The organism is Streptomyces sp. NPDC057438, from assembly GCF_042802995.1.
GTDB lineage: Bacteria > Actinomycetota > Actinomycetes > Streptomycetales > Streptomycetaceae > Streptomyces.
In genome coordinates this window covers 57,954-73,573 of the sequence record NZ_JBHVDD010000040.1, presented here as the reverse complement: position 1 = coordinate 73,573, position 15,620 = coordinate 57,954, and the positions used below count along the sequence as shown (strand labels likewise).

The following is a 15,620-nucleotide window of genomic DNA, read 5'->3' as shown; positions in this document are numbered from 1 at the left end:
CCCCCCATCTGAAGGGGGGTGCGGGCCTCGTCGTAGGTGTGTGTACCGGGTCGATCAGCCCTTCGCGGCCTTCTTCTCGTCCGCGTCCTGAATGACCGCCTCCGCGACCTGCTGCATCGACATCCGCCGGTCCATCGACGTCTTCTGGATCCAACGGAACGCCGCCGGCTCCGTCAGCCCGTACTCCGTCTGCAGAATCGACTTCGCCCGGTCCACCAGCTTGCGGGTCTCCAGACGGAGCGTGAGGTCGGCGACCTCGTTCTCCAGTTCCTTCAGCTCCGTGAACCGCGACACCGCCATCTCGATCGCCGGCACCACGTCACTCTTGCTGAACGGCTTCACCAGATACGCCATCGCCCCCGCGTCCCGGGCCCGCTCGACGAGATCGCGCTGCGAGAACGCGGTCAGCATCAGCACCGGCGCGATACGCTCCTCGGCGATCTTCTCCGCCGCCGAGATCCCGTCCATCTTCGGCATCTTCACATCGAGGATCACCAGATCCGGCCGGTGCTCCCGGGCCAGCTCGATGGCCTGCTCCCCGTCACCGGCCTCGCCCACGACGGAGTAGCCCTCCTCTTCGAGCATCTCCTTGAGATCGAGACGGATCAGCGCCTCGTCCTCGGCGATGACGACACGGGTCGTCAGCGGAGGCACGTGCGACTTGTCATCGTCGTCGGCGACGGGCTGGGGCGACTCGGGGGCGGTCACGGGGGCTCCTTGTTCGGGGCAGGGGTACTGCTGACATGAGGGTACCTAGCTGCGGTAGGGTAAGTACGCGAGGGGGCTTGCTTTCCCTTCCTTTCTAAGGCCCCAGTACTCCAACTGGTCAGAGAGGCCGCTCTCAAACAGCGGACAGTGTGGGTTCGAATCCCACCTGGGGCACTTTTCCTTTAATTCCAAGGTCACGACACGAAAGCGGATGTCCCCGGGCATCTCGCGAGCTGCCGTCCGTTCCTGGAATCAGCGCCTCGAACCGCTGCTCGCATGGCCTGCACAGACCCCGGCCCACCGGCGGATGAGGGCGCGTACTCCTACCTGCTGGGCCTCTACCTGGGTGACGGCTGCATCAGCGCCCACCCTCGCAGCGGCTACTACCTCCGCATCGCCTGCGCCGACGCCTGGCCCGGCCTCCTGCAACAGTGCCGCGAGGCCATCACGAACGTACGCCCCGGCACCGGTGTCCACCTCCTCCAGAAGGAGGGCTGCACGATGGTCACCAGCTACTCCCGACACTCGCCCCAGCTCTTCCCCCAGCACGGACCCGGGAAGAAGCATGAGCGCACCATCGCTCTCGTCCCCTGGCAGCAAGCCATCGTCGGCAACCACCCCTGGGAGTTCATCCGGGGCCTCACCCACTCCGACGGCTGCCGCATCACCAACTGGACGACGCGCCTGGTCGGCGGCGAACCCAAGCGCTACGAGTATCCCCGGTACTTCTTCACCAACGTGTCGGCCGACATCATCCGTCTCTTCACGGGCGCACTGGATCAGGTAGGCGTCGAATGGAAACCCGCGAACACCCGCAACATCTCCATCGCCCGCAAAGCCTCCGTAGCCCTCATGGACACTCACGTGGGCCCCACGTACCAGCCCGCCCTACCTCGAACCCCCGCCCTCCCCGATGTGATGCACCCGCACCATGTTCGTCGTGCCCGCCACCCCCGGCGGTGAGCCCGCCGTGATCACGACCACATCACCCTTCTTGCAGCGGCCGTACGTCAGCAGCAGTTCGTCCACCTGGTCGACCATCGCGTCCGTGGAGTCGACGCGCGGGCCCAGGAAGGTCTCCACGCCCCACGTCACGCTCAGCTGCGAGCGGGTCGCCGGGTCCGGGGTGAAGGCCAGGAGCGGGATCGGGGAGCGGTAGCGGGAGAGGCGGCGGGCGGTGTCGCCGGACTGGCTGAAGGCGACCAGGAACCTGGCGTCGAGGAAGTCGCCGAGTTCGGCGGCCGCGCGGGCCATGGCGCCGCCCTGGGTGCGGGGCTTGTTGTGCTCGGTGAGGGGTGGGAGGCCTTTCTCCAGCATGTCTTCCTCCGCCGCCGCGACGATGCGGCTCATCGTGCGGACCGTCTCCACCGCGTACTTGCCGACGCTCGTCTCGCCGGAGAGCATCACCGCGTCCGTGCCGTCGAGGACGGCGTTGGCGACGTCGCTGACCTCGGCGCGGGTGGGCCGGGAGTGGTGGATCATCGAGTCGAGCATCTGGGTGGCGACGATGACCGGCTTGGCGTTGCGTTTCGCCAGTTTGATCACGCGTTTCTGGACCAGCGGGACCTGTTCCAGGGGCATTTCGACGCCGAGGTCGCCGCGCGTGATCATGATGCCGTCGAAGGCGGCGACGATCTCGTCGATGGTGTCGACGGCCTGGGGTTTCTCGATCTTGGCGAGGACGGGGAGGCGGCGGCCTTCCTCGTCCATGATCCGGTGGAGGGGTTCGATGTCGTGGCCGGAGCGGACGAACGACTGGGCGATGGTGTCGAAGCCGGTGCGCAGGGCCCAGCGGAGGTCTTCCTCGTCCTTCTGCGACAGGGCGGGGATCGAGACGGCGACGCCGGGCAGGTTGAGGCCCTTGTGGTCGGAGACGATCCCGCCCTCGACGACCTGCGTGCGAACGTGAGGGCCGTCGATCGCGGTGACTTCGAGGGTGACCTTGCCGTCGTCGACGAGGATGCGGTCGCCGGGGTGGACGTCGGCGGCGAGGCCGGCGTACGTGGTGCCGCAGCCCTCGCTGTCCCCGGTCGCGCCCTCCTCGGTACTGAGGGTGAAGGTGTCGTCGCGTTCGAGGAGTACGGGGCCTTCGGTGAAGTGGCCGAGGCGGATCTTCGGGCCTTGAAGGTCGGCGAGGGTGCCGACGCTGCGGCCGGTCTCGTCGGCGGCCTTGCGGACGTGCCGGTACCGCTCGTCGTGTTCGGCGTGGCTGCCGTGGCTGAGGTTGAAGCGGGCGATGTCCATGCCGGCCTCGACCAGTGCCTTGATCTGGTCGTACGAGTCGGTGGCGGGCCCGAGGGTGCAGACGATCTTTGCTCGGCGCATGTGTCGACCCTAGGGCTTACCCGCCGGTAGTGAGGTGGTGGGGCATGACAGCTCAACGGCCTTCGGGTGAAGGGTATTTGACAAGCAGTCACCATGTTGTGAAGGGTGCCCCGGCCGGTGCCGACCGGGGTGTCCCGGGGGTCGGGTCACAGGCGCGGAGGGTGCATGGTGAAGCGTGCGTTGACCTGTGCGTGGACGCGTTGGCGTTGGGGTTCGAGGTCGAGGGGTGGGGCGTCGGTGTCGTCGGTGCTCTTGGCTCGGGCGGAGCGCATGAGGCCGCCGGGGGCTGCGGGGCGGAGGGGTTGGGGGGCTTCGGCGCCGATGTCGGCGAGTTCGACGAGGGCGGCGAGGGTGGTGCCGAGGGCTTCGGCGTATTCCCGGGCGCGTTGGACGGCTTCTTTGACGGCTTGTTGTCTGGCCTGGCGGTGGGTGGGTGAGTCGGGGCGCAGGGACCACCAGGGGCCGTCGATGCGCGTGAGGTCGAGGTCGGCGAGGCGGGTGGTGAGTTCGCCGAGGGCGGTGAAGTCGGTGAGGTCGGCGGTGATGTGGACGCGGCCGTGGTAGGCCTGGATGCGTTCGCCTCGGCCTTTTTCCTTGAGTTCGGGGGTGAGGGAGAAGGCGCCGGTTTCCAGTCGTTCGACGGCTTGGCCGTAGCTTTTGACGAGGTCGAGGACGGTGGTGTTGCGGCGGGTGAGGTCGTCGAGGGCGGTGCGTCGGTCCTTGCCGCGGGCGAGGACGGTGACGGTGATGCGGGCTATCTCGGGGTCGACGTCGAGGCGGGCTTCTCCGCGGACGGCGATGCGGGGTGCGTCGGGGGTGCCGTAGGGGACGGGGGCGGGTGCGGCTTCCTCTGCGCTGGTGGTCATACGCCCCACTCTGTCACTGATGGCCTGGTGCCAGGGTTGTGCAGGTCACCAGATCGAAACCCTGGGGGTCTGTTGCGGTGGGGGTGGTACGGGTCAGAATCTACGCGCGTCGTCCCCTTTGGCCCTCTGTTCCGTCGTTCATGGTTCATGCAGGTCCCTACAGGTCTACGCGCGTCAAGATCGTCCCGTTCCTCCGAGGAGTACCTGAGATGCCCCTGAACCGCCGGAAGTTTCTGAAGAAGTCGGCCGTGACCGGTGCGGGCGTGGCCATCGCCGGTTCGGCGATGGCTCCGAGCGCGCAGGCGGCGGAGGCGAGGGCCGGTGGCCGGAAGAAGGACGCCGACCGGTACAGCTTCACGGTCATGGGGACGACCGACCTGCACGGCAACGTCTTCAACTGGGACTACTTCACGGACAAGGAGTTCGACGACAAGCAGCACAACGACGTCGGTCTGGCGAAGATCTCCACGCTGGTGAACCGGATCCGTAAGGAGAAGGGCCGCCGGAACACGCTGCTGATCGACGCGGGTGACACGATCCAGGGCACGCAGCTGTCGTACTACTACGCGAAGGTGGACCCGATCACCGCCAAGGGCGGTCCGGTGCACCCGATGGCGCAGGCGATGAACGCGATGGACTACGACGCGGCGGCGCTGGGGAACCACGAGTTCAACTACGGCATTCCGGTGCTGCGGAAGTTCCAGAAGCAGTGTCGTTTCCCGCTGCTGGGGGCGAACGCGCTGGACGCCAAGACGCTGCTGCCGGCGTTCCCGCCGTACAGCATGCACCGGATGCGTACGCCGCACGGCCCGGATGTGCGGGTGGCGGTGCTGGGGCTGACGAACCCGGGGATCGCGATCTGGGACAAGGCCAATGTGCAGGGGAAGATGACGTTCCCGGGTCTGGAGGAGCAGGCGGCGAAGTGGGTGCCGAAGCTGCGGTCGATGGGTGCGGACGTCGTGATCGTGTCGGCGCACAGCGGTTCGTCGGGTACGTCGTCGTACGGTGACCAGCTGCCGTACATCGAGAACGCGGCCGGGCTGGTGGCCGAGCAGGTGCCGGGGATCGACGCGATCCTGGTGGGGCACGCGCACACGGAGATCCCGGAGTACTTCGTCACCAACAAGGAGACCGGCAAGCAGGTCGTGCTGTCGGAGCCGTTGAAGTGGGGGCAGCGGCTGACGCTGTTCGACTTCGAGATGGTGTGGAGCAAGGGCTCCTGGAGGCTGGAGAAGGTCGGCGCGCAGGTGCTCAACTCCAACACGGTGGAGGAGGACCCGAAGATCGTGTCGATGCTCGTGGACGAGCACAAGAAGGTCGTGGCGTACGTCAACCAGGTCATCGGGACGAACGCGGCGGAGATGACGTCGGTGGAGGCGCCGTACAAGGATGTGGCGATCATCGATCTGATCAACCACATCCAGGCCGACACGGTGAAGCAGGCGCTGGCGTCCACGGAGTACGCGTCGCTGCCGGTGCTGTCGCAGGCGGCGGCGTTCTCGCGGAGCGCGGTGATTCCGGCGGGGAACGTGACGATCCGGGACGTGGCGGGTCTGTACGTCTTCGAGAACACGCTGGAGGCGCGTCTGATGACGGGTGCGCAGATGAAGGCGTATCTGGAGTTCTCGGCGAACTACTTCGTGCAGACGGCGGCGGACGCGGTGGTCGATCCGGCGAAGCTGACGAACGCGAACGGGACGCCGGACTACAACTACGACGCGGTGAGCGGGCTGTCGTACGAGATCGACATCGCGAAGCCGGCGGGGTCGCGCATCACGAACGTGCGGTTCGAGGGTGCTCCGCTGGCGGACGACCGGAAGTTCGTGTTCGCGGTGAACAACTACCGGGCCAACGGCGGCGGCAACTTCCCGCATGTCGCCGCGTCGCCGCTGCTGTGGTCGAACTCGGACGAGATCCGTAACACGATGATCGCGTGGGTGAAGGCGAAGGGGTCGATCGACCCGGCGGCGTTCGCGTCGGTGGACTGGAAGCTGACGCGGAACGGTACGCCGGTCTTCTAGTCCGAACGTGGTGGCGGTCGCCGCTGTCGAGGTCGTCGCGGATGCGGATACGGATGCGGGGTTGGGGTCCGGGTCCGGGTCTGTGACGGCTACGGCGGCGGCGATGTCGCGTTGTCGGCTAGCGGACGTCGACGAGTGGGGTCAGTGGGGTGGGGGTGGGGGCCTGCCGGGCTGCCGGGATCCGGGGTTGGGGTTCGAGGCCGAAGGTGGTGAAGGCGGTGCGGCCCGGGAGGGGGTAGGGCTCCTTGCCGGTGAGGGTGTTGAGGATGGTGGCGCTGCGCCAGGCGGCGAGGCCGAGGTCGGGGGCGCCGACGCCGTGGGTGTGGAGTTCGGCGTTCTGGACGTAGACGTGGCGGTCCGCGGCGGTGACGGACGGGTCGAGGATCATCCGGAAGTTCTCGTCGACGCGGGGTCGCTCGCGGTTGTCGCGGCGCATGTACGGGTCGAGGCCGGCGAGGACGCGGTCGAGGGGGCGTTCGTGGTAGCCGGTGGCGAGGACGACGGCGTCGGTGGTGAGGCGGGAGCGGGTGCCCTGTTCGCTGTGTTCGAGGTGGAGTTCGACCTTGGTGGTGGCGAGCCGGCCGGCGGTGCGGACGTGTACGCCGGGGGTGAGGACGGCGTCGGGCCAGCCGCCGTCGAGGGTGCGGCGGTACAGCTCGTCGTGGATGGCGGCGATGGTGTCGGCGCCGATGCCCTTGTGGAGCTGCCATTGTGCGGCGACGAGCCGGTCCCGGGTGGGTTCGGTGAGGGCGTGGAAGTAGCGGGTGTAGTCGGGTGTGAAGTGTTCGAGGCCGAGTTTCGAGTACTCCATGGGGGCGAAGGCCTCGGTGCGGCCGAGCCAGTGGAGTCGTTCCCGGCCGGGGGGCCGGTGGCGGAGCAGGTCGAGGAAGACCTCTGCTCCGGACTGTCCGGCGCCGATGACGGTGATGTGTCCGGTGGCGAGGAGGCGGTCGCGCTCGTCGAGGTAGTCGGCGGCGTGGACGACGGGTACGCCGGCCGCTTCGACGAGGGGTTTGAGGGGTTCGGGGACGTGGGGTTCGGTGCCGACGCCGAGCACGATGTTGCGTGTGTAGGTGCGGCCGAGTTCCTCGGCCTGTCCGTCGTCGTCGAGGCGGGTGTGGTCGACTTCGAACAGGTCGCGTTCGGGGTTCCAGCGCACCGAGTCGACCTGGTGGCCGAAGCGTAGTCCGGGCAGGTTCTCGGCGACCCAGCGGCAGTAGGCGTCGTACTCGGCGCGCTGGATGTGGAAGCGCTCGGCGAAGTAGAACGGGAAGAGTCGGTCGCGGGTTCTGAGGTAGTTCAGGAACGACCAGGGGCTCTGGGGGTCGGCGAGGGTCACCAGGTCGGCCAGGAAGGGGACCTGGACCGTGGCGCCCTCGATGAGCAGTCCCGGGTGCCAGTCGAAGCCGGGGCGTTGTTCGTAGAAGACGGCGTCGAGTGTGGTGAGGGGCTGGGCGAGGGCGGCCAGGGAGAGGTTGGCGGGGCCGATGCCGATGCCGACGAGGTCGCGGGGGGCTTCGGGGTCGGGGTGGTCGTGCGCGGGGGTCGGGCTCATGTGGGGGTGTGTCCTTCGGCGACTGTTGCGAGGTCTACGAGTTTCAGCAGGGCGGCGAGGTCTTCCGGCCGGGTGTGGGGGTTGAGCAGGGTGGCCTTGAGCCACAGCCGGCCGTCGAGCACGGCGCGGCCTATGACGGCCCGGCCGTCGTGGAGGAGTCGGCGGCGGACGGCTGCCGCTGTGGTGTCGGTGGCTGCGGCAGGCCGGAAGAGGACCGTGCTGATGGTGGGCCGGTCGTAGAGCTCGAAGCCGGGGTGCGCTTCGACGGTGGCGGCGAACTCCTGGGCGAGGGCGCAGACTTGGTCGACGAGTGCGCCGAGTCCGCTGCGTCCCAGGGTTTTGAGGGTGACGGCGGTCTTGAGGATGTCGGGCCGTCGGGTGGTGCGCAGCGACCGGCCGAGGAGGTCGGGCAGGCCGGCTTCGGTGTCGTCGTCGGCGTTGAGGTAGTCGGCGCGCTGGTCCAGTGCGGTGAGGTCTGTGGTGTCCCGTACGGCGAGGAGTCCGGCGGCGACGGGCTGCCAGCCGAGTTTGTGCAGGTCGAGGGTGATGGTGTGGGCGCGGGTGAGGCCGTCGAGCCTGGTCCGGTGCCGGTCGCTGAACAGGAGCCCTCCGCCGTAGGCCGCGTCGACGTGCAGTCGGGCTCGGTGGTGGTGGCACAGGTCGGCGATCTCGGGCAGGGGGTCGATGAGTCCGGCGTCGGTGGTGCCGGCGGTGGCGGCGACGAGGAGGGGGCCCTGGAGGTGGGTGAGGGCGTCGTCCAGGGCGGTGGGGTCGAGGGTGCCGGCGGGGGTCGGGATGACGACGGGGTCGGGCAGGCCCAGCAGCCAGGCGGCGCGGACGAGGGAGTGGTGGGCGTTGGCTCCGCAGACGAGTCGTACGCCGGGGTGCGCTTCCCGGGCGAGGAGGAGGGCGAGTTGGTTGGATTCGGTGCCGCCTGTGGTGACCAGCGCGTCGGCGGCGCCGGCCTCGGCGGCCAGGGCCCGGGTCACCAGTGCTTCGAGGGCGGAGGCGGCGGGGGCCTGGTCCCAGGAGTCGAGGGAGGGGTTGAGGACGGAGGCGGCGAGGTCGGCTGCGGCGGCGACGGCCAGGGGCGGGGTGTGGAGGTGGGCCGCGCACAGGGGGTCGGCCGGGTCGGCGGTGCCGGCGGCGAGGGCCCGGACGAGGCGGTGCAGGGCGTCCGGGTCGCCGTGGGCGGGCAGCGGTTCGCCGAGCGCTTCCCGGACCAGGGCCGCGACCGCCTCCGGGCCGCCGGCGGGGAGGGGGCCGCCCCGCGCCTCGGTCCCTTCCCGCAACGCGTCGAGCACGGTGTCGAGCAACGGCCGGAGCGCGCCGGGACCTTGGGGTCCCGAGGCGAGGGGCGCAGCGGTCATGGATTCCTCCGAGCACGGGGAATCCCATCTTGTACGCCGATCGGGTGCCGGGCCCGAAAAGGCCGTTCTTTACAACCAAAAGAGGGTACGGGCTGACGCCCTGCACATCAGCGCGCCCCGAAAGGGGCGCGGGGAACTGCGCGATCAGCCGCATCCGGCCTCATTCCCGCAGAACCCCGGGCCCCCATGGCGGACCTCGGTGAACGGCCCTACGCGTCCCGCACCCGCTGCGCACGCGCCAGGTCGTCCAGCTGGTCCACCAGCTTCCGCCGCAGCGCCGGGATCGGCTCGCCGTCCTGGAGGCACCGCTCCCCCAGTTCCAGCGTCTCCGGGGCGACCGCGTACACCGGGAACGCCCACCGTCCGGCTGCTTCCGCGATCGCCGGTCCGCGCCGGGCGGCCAGCGACACCGCGTCGGCCCAGTACCGCTCGACGTACTCGGTGAGGAGGTCCGCCTGTTCGGGCTGCCAGAAGCCCTGGGCGGTGGCGGTGAACAGGTAGTTGGAGAGGTCGTCGGTGGTGAACATGGCCTCCCAGGCGGCTTGTTTGGCCTCGGGTTCGGGCAGTGCGGCCCGGCAGCGGGCGGCGCCCTCGCGGCCGCTGGCGCTGGGGTCGCGTTCCAGCTCCCCGTCGATGGTGGCGGTGTCGAGGGCGCCGAGGACGGCGAGCCGGCCGAGGACGCGCCAGCGCAGTTCGGGGTCGAGTTCGGGTCCGCCGGGGACGGTGCCGTCGGCGAGCCAGGCGGCGATGGTCTCGGGGTGGGCGGCGACGTCGATGAAGTGGCGTACGGCGGTGAGGCGCAGGCCGGGGTTGTCGCCGTCCTCGGTGCGGCGGATGAGGTCGCGGCACAGGGAGCCGAGGGTGGCGAGGCCGGCGGGGCGCTGTTCGGGGGTGAGGTAGCGGTCGGCGACCTGGGTGGTGGCGAAGGTGAGGACGCCCTGGACGATGGCGAGGTCGCTCTCGTGGGGGAGGTGGGTGCGGGCGGCGTCCAGGTAGGCGGTGGCGGGGAGTTCGGCGTCGCGTACGGCGTCGCGCAGGGCGTTCCAGACGACGGCGCGGGGGAGCGGGTCGGGGAGGCCGCTGAGGTGGGTGGTGACGGCGGCGGCGGACTCGGGGTCGAAGCGGATCTTGGCGTAGGTGAGGTCGCCGTCGTTGAGGAGGAGGAGTGCGGGCCGCTTGCCGATGGGCTGCTCGATGGTCTGGGGGAGGTCGAGTTCGACGCGGTCGCGGAGGGTGAGGTGGCCGTGGTCGTCGCCGGGGTCCCGGTCGTAGACGCCGACGGCGATGTGGTGGGGGCGGCTGCCGGTGCGGTCGACGGTGAGGGTGTGGGTGCCGTCGGCGGCGCGGGTGACCTTGGGGGTGAGGGTGTCGACGCCGGTGGTGCGGAGCCAGGCGTCGGCCCAGGCGTGGACGTCGCGTTCGGTGGCGCCGGCGAGGTTGTCGATGAAGTCGGCGAGGGTGGCGTTGCCGAAGCGGTGGCGGGTGAAGTGGGCGTTGATGCCGGCGAGGAAGTCCTTCTCGCCGAGCCAGGCGACGAGTTGACGCAGGGCGGAGGCGCCCTTGGCGTAGGAGATGCCGTCGAAGTTGAGGAGGGCTGCGGCGGTGTCGTCGACGTTTTCGGGGGCGACGGGGTGGGTGGAGGGGCGCTGGTCGGCGTCGTAGCCCCAGGCCTTGCGGGCGACGCCGAAGTCGACCCAGGTGTCGGTGAAGCGGGAGGCTTCGGTGAGGGTCTGGTAGCCCATGTACTCGGCGAAGGACTCGTTGAGCCAGATGTCGTCCCACCACTTGAGGGTGACGAGGTCGCCGAACCACATGTGGGCCATCTCGTGGGCGATGACCATGGCGCGGGTCTGGCGTTCGGTGTCGGTGACGGCGGAGCGGTAGACGAACTCGTCGCGGAAGGTGACGAGGCCGGGGTTCTCCATGGCGCCGGCGTTGAACTCGGGGACGAAGGCCTGGTCGTAGGAGTCGAAGGGGTACGGCTCCTCGAACTTGGCGTGGTAGCGGTCGTAGAGGGCGCGGGTGATGTCGAGGATCTCGTCGGCGTCGGTGTCGAGGTGGGGGGCGAGTGAGCGGCGGCAGTGGATGCCGAAGGGCAGGCCGCGGTGCTCGGTGCGGACGGAGTGCCAGGGGCCGGCGGCGACGGCGACGAGGTAGGTGGAGATCGGGGGGGTGGTGGCGGCCCGCCAGGTGCCGTCGTCCTGTCGCCCGGTGATGCCGTTGGCGAGGACGGTCCAGCCTTCGGGGGCGGTGACGGTGAGGTCGAAGACGGCCTTGAGGTCGGGCTGGTCGAAGGCGGCGAAGACGCGCTGGACGTCGTCCATGAAGAGCTGGGTGTAGACGTACGTCTCGCCGTCGGTGGGGTCGGTGAAGCGGTGCATGCCCTCGCCGGTGCGGGAGTAGCGCATGGCGGTGTCGACGCGCAGTTCGTGGGTGCCCGGGGCGAGGCCCTTGAGGGTGAGGCGGTTGCCGTCGAGGGTCCCGGGGTCGAGGGGTTCTCCGTCGAGGGTGACCGAGCGCAGTTCGGCGGGCTTGAGCTCGACGAAGGTGTCCGCGGCCTTCTTCTTCCCCCGTACGGTGAAGTGGATGACGGTACGGGAGTCGAAGGTCTCGTCGCCGCGCGTGAGGTCGAGTGCGATCTCGTAGCGGTGGACGTCGAGGAGCCGAGCACGGGCTTGCGCTTCGTCGCGCGTCAGTACGGACATGAGGGACATGCTGCCTGATGGCCCAGGCGCTGGACAGGGGCGGGCCTGGTACGCGACCTATGTCCGGTCGTGTGCGCCGTGTGTCCGGCCGTATGCGGCCTATGCCCGGTCGTTCGCGCCGTCGTGCTGGGCGGGGACGCGCCCTCGTTCGCGGTGGTCGCGGTCGGTGGCCTTGAGGTTCTCGTGTTCCTTGAGGCGGGCGCGGAGGTCGCGGACCTCGCGTTCCAGGGTGTGGGAGCGGGCGTGGGCGTCGTAGAGGTAGCGGACCTTGGTGCGCAGGGCCCAGGGGTCGACGGGTTTCATGACGAGGTCGGCGACGCCGAGGCGGAAGGCGGTGGAGGTGAGTTCGGCGTCGGGGCCGAAGCCGGTGAGGAGGATGACGGGGATGTGCTGGGTCTGTTCCACGCCGCGCATGTAGCGGACGACGTCGAGGCCGCTGACGCCGGGCATGCGGACGTCGAGGAGGAGCAGGCCGACCTGGCCGCGGAGGACTTCCTTGAGTGCCGCGTCGCCGCTGGTGGCGCGTGCCAGGCGATGGCCCAGCGGGGCGAGGGCGCTCTCCAGGGCGTACAGCGTGTCCTCGTGGTCGTCGACGATGAGGATCCTGGCTTCTGACGACATGACCTCTCACCGCGTGTAGTCGTTCCCTGACAAGGAGTGCTCACGCAGGATGCCCGTCGGCGGGCCGGATGTCACTCCCCCCTGGCCGCCGTGCCGTTCAGGGCGTCGTCCGCGATGCGTTCGTGGTGGCGGATGACCTCGGCGATGATGAAGTTCAGCAGTTTCTCCGCGAACGCCGGGTCCAGCTTGGCACTTGTCGCGAGTCCGCGCAGCCGGTTGATCTGTTGTGCCTCGCGGCCGGGGTCGGCGGGCGGCAGTTGGTGCGCGGCCTTGAGATGGCCGACCCGTTGGGTGCACTTGAAGCGTTCGGCGAGCATGTGCACGACGGCGGCGTCGATGTTGTCGATGCTGTCGCGCAGCCGGGTGAGTTCGTCCCGCACCTCCGCGTCGATCTCGGCGGCCGGGGCGGTCGAGGTGTTCGCGTCCTCGGTGTTGCTGGTGGTCATGGTCGTCACCCTAACGACGCCGTGGCGGGCCGTCCGCGTGGGGCGGTGTTCGGCGGTCGCGCGGGCGACCGGCCGGGCCGGGGCGGGGCGCACGGCCGGGCGGGGCGCGGGTGGGCATCGGCTTAGAGTGGAACGTATCGAGGCGTCTTTGGGGGTACGGACGTGGCGGACGGCGGACCTGTCGAGCACGGCTACCCGCATCTGGAGACCGTGCGGGCGTCGATCACCGCGCTGTACAGGCGGCTGTCCTACGACACGATCCAGCTGTTCGCCACCAGTGTGGCCCCGGTCGACGTGGCGTTCTGCGACAACGACGATCTGCATCTCGGTGCGCAGCGGGTGGCGCGGGAGCTGGTGCGGCACTACCGGCTGCCTCAGGCGCGGATGGTGGTCGGTTTCCGGGAGATGACCCATGCGGCGAGTGTGGAGCTGGCGGCGGGGCCCGAGTACTTCGTCGAGCTCAACGACCGTTTCCGCAGGCACCGGCGGGACATCGGGGCGGCTCTCGCGCACGAGGTGATGCATGTGTATCTGCACCGGCTCGGGCTGTCCTTCCCCGGTACCCGGGAGAACGAGATCCTCACGGACACGGCGGCGACGTATCTGGGGGCGGGGTGGCTGCTGCTGGACGCGTACCGGGAGGATGCCGCGTCGTCGCAGAAGCTGGGGTATCTGACGCCGGAGGAGTTCGGGTACGTGCTGGCCAAGCGGGCGCAGGTGTTCGGGGAGGATCCTTCGGTGTGGTTCACCAGCGCCCAGGCGTACACCGCGTTCGCCGAGGGCCGGGTGCGGGCCCTGCGGGACGAGCGGCAGCCGCCGCTGACGGCGGCGGGGTGGGCGGGTCGGCGGCGGTACGCGCGTGACCGGCGCCATGCGCAGGACGACCCGCGGTCGGCCTCGCCGCCCGAGGGGGTGCCGTATGTGTTCTCGCCCGAGGAGCGGGGGGCGAGGCGCGGGGCGTTGCGGGTGTCGTTCCCCTGTCCGACGTGTCATCAGCGGATCCGGGTCCCGGTGCGGGGGAGGGTGCGGGCTCGGTGTGGATTGTGCCGGACGGTGCTGGAGTGCGACACGTAGGTTCTGGGGGCGCGGGGGCGCGGGGGCGCGGGGGCGCGGGGGCGCGGGGGCGCGGGGGCGCGGGGGCGCGGGGGCGCGGTAGGGGCGGGGGCGTGGAAGGGGCGGATTGGGTCGGTGCGTCGGCGGGTGCGGGTGGGTGGGTGGGTGGGGGCTTGGCGCGTAGTTCCCCGCGCCCCTTCGAGGCCCCGGCCCCGGCCCCGGTCATGAGGCGCCGTACACCGGGCGTGGCCTCTCCGCCTCCGCCAGGAGTTTGCGTACGGTCTCTCCCGCCTCCCCCGGGGTGCGGCGGGCACCCTTGTCCTCGGTCGGGCCCGGGGACCAGCCCTCCATGACGGTGATGCGGCCCGCCTCCGTCTCGAAGACGCGGCCGGTGACGCCGTCGCTGGCCGCGGACCCCAGCCAGACCACCAGGGGTGAGACGTTCTCGGGGGCCATGGCGTCGAAGCCGGTGCCCGGCGCGGTCATCGTCTCGGCGAAGACCGTCTCGGTCATCCTGGTGCGGGCCGCCGGGGCGATGGCGTTGACCTGGACGCCGTAGCGGGCGAGTTCGGCGGCGGCCACGAGGGTGAGGCCGACGATGCCGGCCTTGGCGGCGCTGTAGTTGCCCTGGCCGAGCGAGCCCAGCAGACCCGCGCCGCTGCTGGTGTTGATGATCCTGGCGGTGGGTGTGCGGCCGGCCTTGGCCTCGGCGCGCCAGTGGCCGGCGGCGTGCTTGAGGGGAAGGAAGTGGCCCTTGAGGTGGACGCGGAGGACGGCGTCCCAGTCCTCCTCGTCGAGGTTGACGAGCATGCGGTCGCGGAGGAAACCGGCGTTGTTGACGAGGGTGTCGAGGCGGCCGTAGGTGTCCAGGGCGGTGCGGACGAGGGAGGCGGCGCCGTCGGTGGTGGCGATGTCCCCGCCGTGCGCGACCGCTTCCCCTCCCCGGGCACGGATCTCCTCGGCGACCCGGGCGGCCGGGCTGTCGGGGCCTGGCGTGCCGTCGAGCCCGACTCCGAGGTCGTTGACGACCACCCGGGCGCCCTCGGCGGCGTACGCGAGCGCGTGCGCCCGCCCGAGCCCTCGCCCGGCGCCGGTCACGACCACGACACGCCCTTCGCAGAGCGGGTGCGCGCTGCTGGTCACGCTCATCACGGTTCGCCTTCCTCGTCGTCCTGGTGGGGGGTGGGGTTGCGGGACGGGGGCCGCGCCCCGTCGGTCGTCGCCGCGTCCAGGAAGGCCGGGCGTTCGCCGCCGCCGTGGACGTGGAGGGAGGCTCCGGTGATGTAGGCGGCGGCGTCGGAGGCGAGGAAGACCGCCGCGTCGCCGATGTCGGAGGGGGTGGCGAGCCGGCCGAGGGGGACCGTGCGGGCCACGGCGGCGATGCCCTGCTCGTCCCCGTAGTGGAGGTGCGAGAGTTCCGTGCGGACCATGCCGAGGACGAGGGTGTTGACCCGGATCTCCGGGGCCCACTCCACCGCCATGGAGCGGGCCAGGTGTTCCAGACCGGCCTTGGCCGCGCCGTAGGCGGCCGAGCCGGGCGAGGGTCGGCTCCCGCTCACGCTGCCGATCATCACGATCGCGCCCCGGGCCCGCCGCAGGTGTGCGTACGCGGCGAGGGAGACGGTCAGCGGGGCGGTGAGGTTGAGTTCGAGGACGCGGGCGTGGCGGCGCGCGTCGGCCTCGGCGAGTGTGCGGTGGGGGGTGCCGCCGGCGTTGTTGACGAGGACGTCCACGCGGGGCAGTTCGGCGAAGAAGCGGTGCGCGGCGTCCGGGTCCCGGACGTCCAGGGGTATGAACTCGACTCTCTTGAGCGGGACTTCGGGCGGGCGGCGGGCACAGGTGACGACCTCGGCGCCGGCTTCGGCGAAGGCGCGGGCGATGCCGGCCCCGACACCGCGCGTGCCCCCGGTGACGACGGCGAGCTTCCCGTTGAGCCGCATCCGCTGCTAC

General features: G+C 70.4%; 12 protein-coding genes, 1 tRNA gene and 1 pseudogene. 4 read left to right on the top strand and 10 right to left on the bottom strand.

The features are described from left to right. Positions 1-54: 54 nt before the first annotated feature. Positions 55-708, bottom strand: a complete 654-nt coding sequence (locus ACFU5F_RS22420) for an ANTAR domain-containing response regulator (protein ID WP_013004434.1) — start codon at positions 706-708, stop codon at positions 55-57. Between the two features lie 99 nt (positions 709-807). Between ACFU5F_RS22420 and ACFU5F_RS22415 the strand changes: the two genes are divergently transcribed. Together ACFU5F_RS22415 and ACFU5F_RS22410 are read left to right on the top strand one after the other, a co-directional pair. Next, positions 808-882, top strand: a tRNA-Leu gene (locus ACFU5F_RS22415). Positions 883-919: 37 nt separating this feature from the next. Further along, positions 920-1,587 (top strand): annotated as a pseudogene (locus ACFU5F_RS22410) (helix-turn-helix domain-containing protein); the annotation flags it as partial. Positions 1,588-1,596: 9 nt separating this feature from the next. Here ACFU5F_RS22410 and pyk read toward each other — a convergent pair. Further along, the gene (pyk, locus tag ACFU5F_RS22405) at positions 1,597-3,033 is read right to left on the bottom strand and encodes a pyruvate kinase (protein WP_383889999.1); all 1,437 of its coding nucleotides are present in this window, start codon (positions 3,031-3,033) and stop codon (positions 1,597-1,599) included. Positions 3,034-3,179: 146 nt separating this feature from the next. Beyond that, a complete protein-coding gene (locus ACFU5F_RS22400; RefSeq protein ID WP_383889996.1) occupies positions 3,180-3,899 on the bottom strand; it encodes an SIMPL domain-containing protein in 720 nt (239 codons plus the stop codon). 209 nt (positions 3,900-4,108) lie between these two features. Between ACFU5F_RS22400 and ACFU5F_RS22395 the strand changes: the two genes are divergently transcribed. Then, positions 4,109-5,920 carry a 5'-nucleotidase C-terminal domain-containing protein gene (locus ACFU5F_RS22395; RefSeq protein ID WP_383889994.1) on the top strand — a complete coding sequence of 604 codons (1,812 nt, stop codon included), beginning with the start codon at positions 4,109-4,111 and terminating at the stop codon, positions 5,918-5,920. 118 nt (positions 5,921-6,038) lie between these two features. Here ACFU5F_RS22395 and ACFU5F_RS22390 read toward each other — a convergent pair whose 3' ends face one another. From ACFU5F_RS22390 to ACFU5F_RS22370, 5 genes are all read right to left on the bottom strand, one after another. After that, a complete protein-coding gene (locus ACFU5F_RS22390; protein ID WP_383889991.1) occupies positions 6,039-7,475 on the bottom strand; it encodes a lysine N(6)-hydroxylase/L-ornithine N(5)-oxygenase family protein in 1,437 nt (478 codons plus the stop codon). Next, entirely contained in the window at positions 7,472-8,845 is a 1,374-nt protein-coding gene (locus ACFU5F_RS22385) for a pyridoxal phosphate-dependent decarboxylase family protein (RefSeq protein WP_383889989.1), read from the bottom strand. Before ACFU5F_RS22385 ends, ACFU5F_RS22390 begins: the two co-directional genes overlap by 4 nt. 209 nt (positions 8,846-9,054) lie before the next feature. Then, the gene (gene pepN / locus ACFU5F_RS22380) at positions 9,055-11,559 is read right to left on the bottom strand and encodes an aminopeptidase N (protein WP_383889986.1); all 2,505 of its coding nucleotides are present in this window, start codon (positions 11,557-11,559) and stop codon (positions 9,055-9,057) included. Positions 11,560-11,649: 90 nt separating this feature from the next. Beyond that, positions 11,650-12,171 carry a two-component system response regulator gene (locus tag ACFU5F_RS22375; RefSeq protein ID WP_383889983.1) on the bottom strand — a complete coding sequence of 174 codons (522 nt, stop codon included), beginning with the start codon at positions 12,169-12,171 and terminating at the stop codon, positions 11,650-11,652. Between the two features lie 71 nt (positions 12,172-12,242). Next, positions 12,243-12,617, bottom strand: a complete 375-nt coding sequence (locus ACFU5F_RS22370) for a chorismate mutase (RefSeq protein WP_383889979.1) — start codon at positions 12,615-12,617, stop codon at positions 12,243-12,245. A gap of 162 nt (positions 12,618-12,779) precedes the next feature. On the opposite strand from ACFU5F_RS22370, the gene ACFU5F_RS22365 reads away from it, so the two are divergent. Continuing rightward, positions 12,780-13,691, top strand: a complete 912-nt coding sequence (locus ACFU5F_RS22365) for a hypothetical protein (protein WP_383889976.1) — start codon at positions 12,780-12,782, stop codon at positions 13,689-13,691. Between the two features lie 201 nt (positions 13,692-13,892). Here the strand turns inward: ACFU5F_RS22365 and ACFU5F_RS22360 are convergent, their stop codons facing one another. Both ACFU5F_RS22360 and ACFU5F_RS22355 read right to left on the bottom strand, forming a co-directional pair. Continuing rightward, the gene (locus ACFU5F_RS22360) at positions 13,893-14,819 is read right to left on the bottom strand and encodes an SDR family oxidoreductase (RefSeq protein WP_383889974.1); all 927 of its coding nucleotides are present in this window, start codon (positions 14,817-14,819) and stop codon (positions 13,893-13,895) included. Beyond that, positions 14,819-15,610, bottom strand: a complete 792-nt coding sequence (locus ACFU5F_RS22355; protein ID WP_383889971.1) for an SDR family oxidoreductase — start codon at positions 15,608-15,610, stop codon at positions 14,819-14,821. Before ACFU5F_RS22355 ends, ACFU5F_RS22360 begins: the two co-directional genes overlap by 1 nt. Between the last annotated feature and the right edge of the window lie 10 nt (positions 15,611-15,620).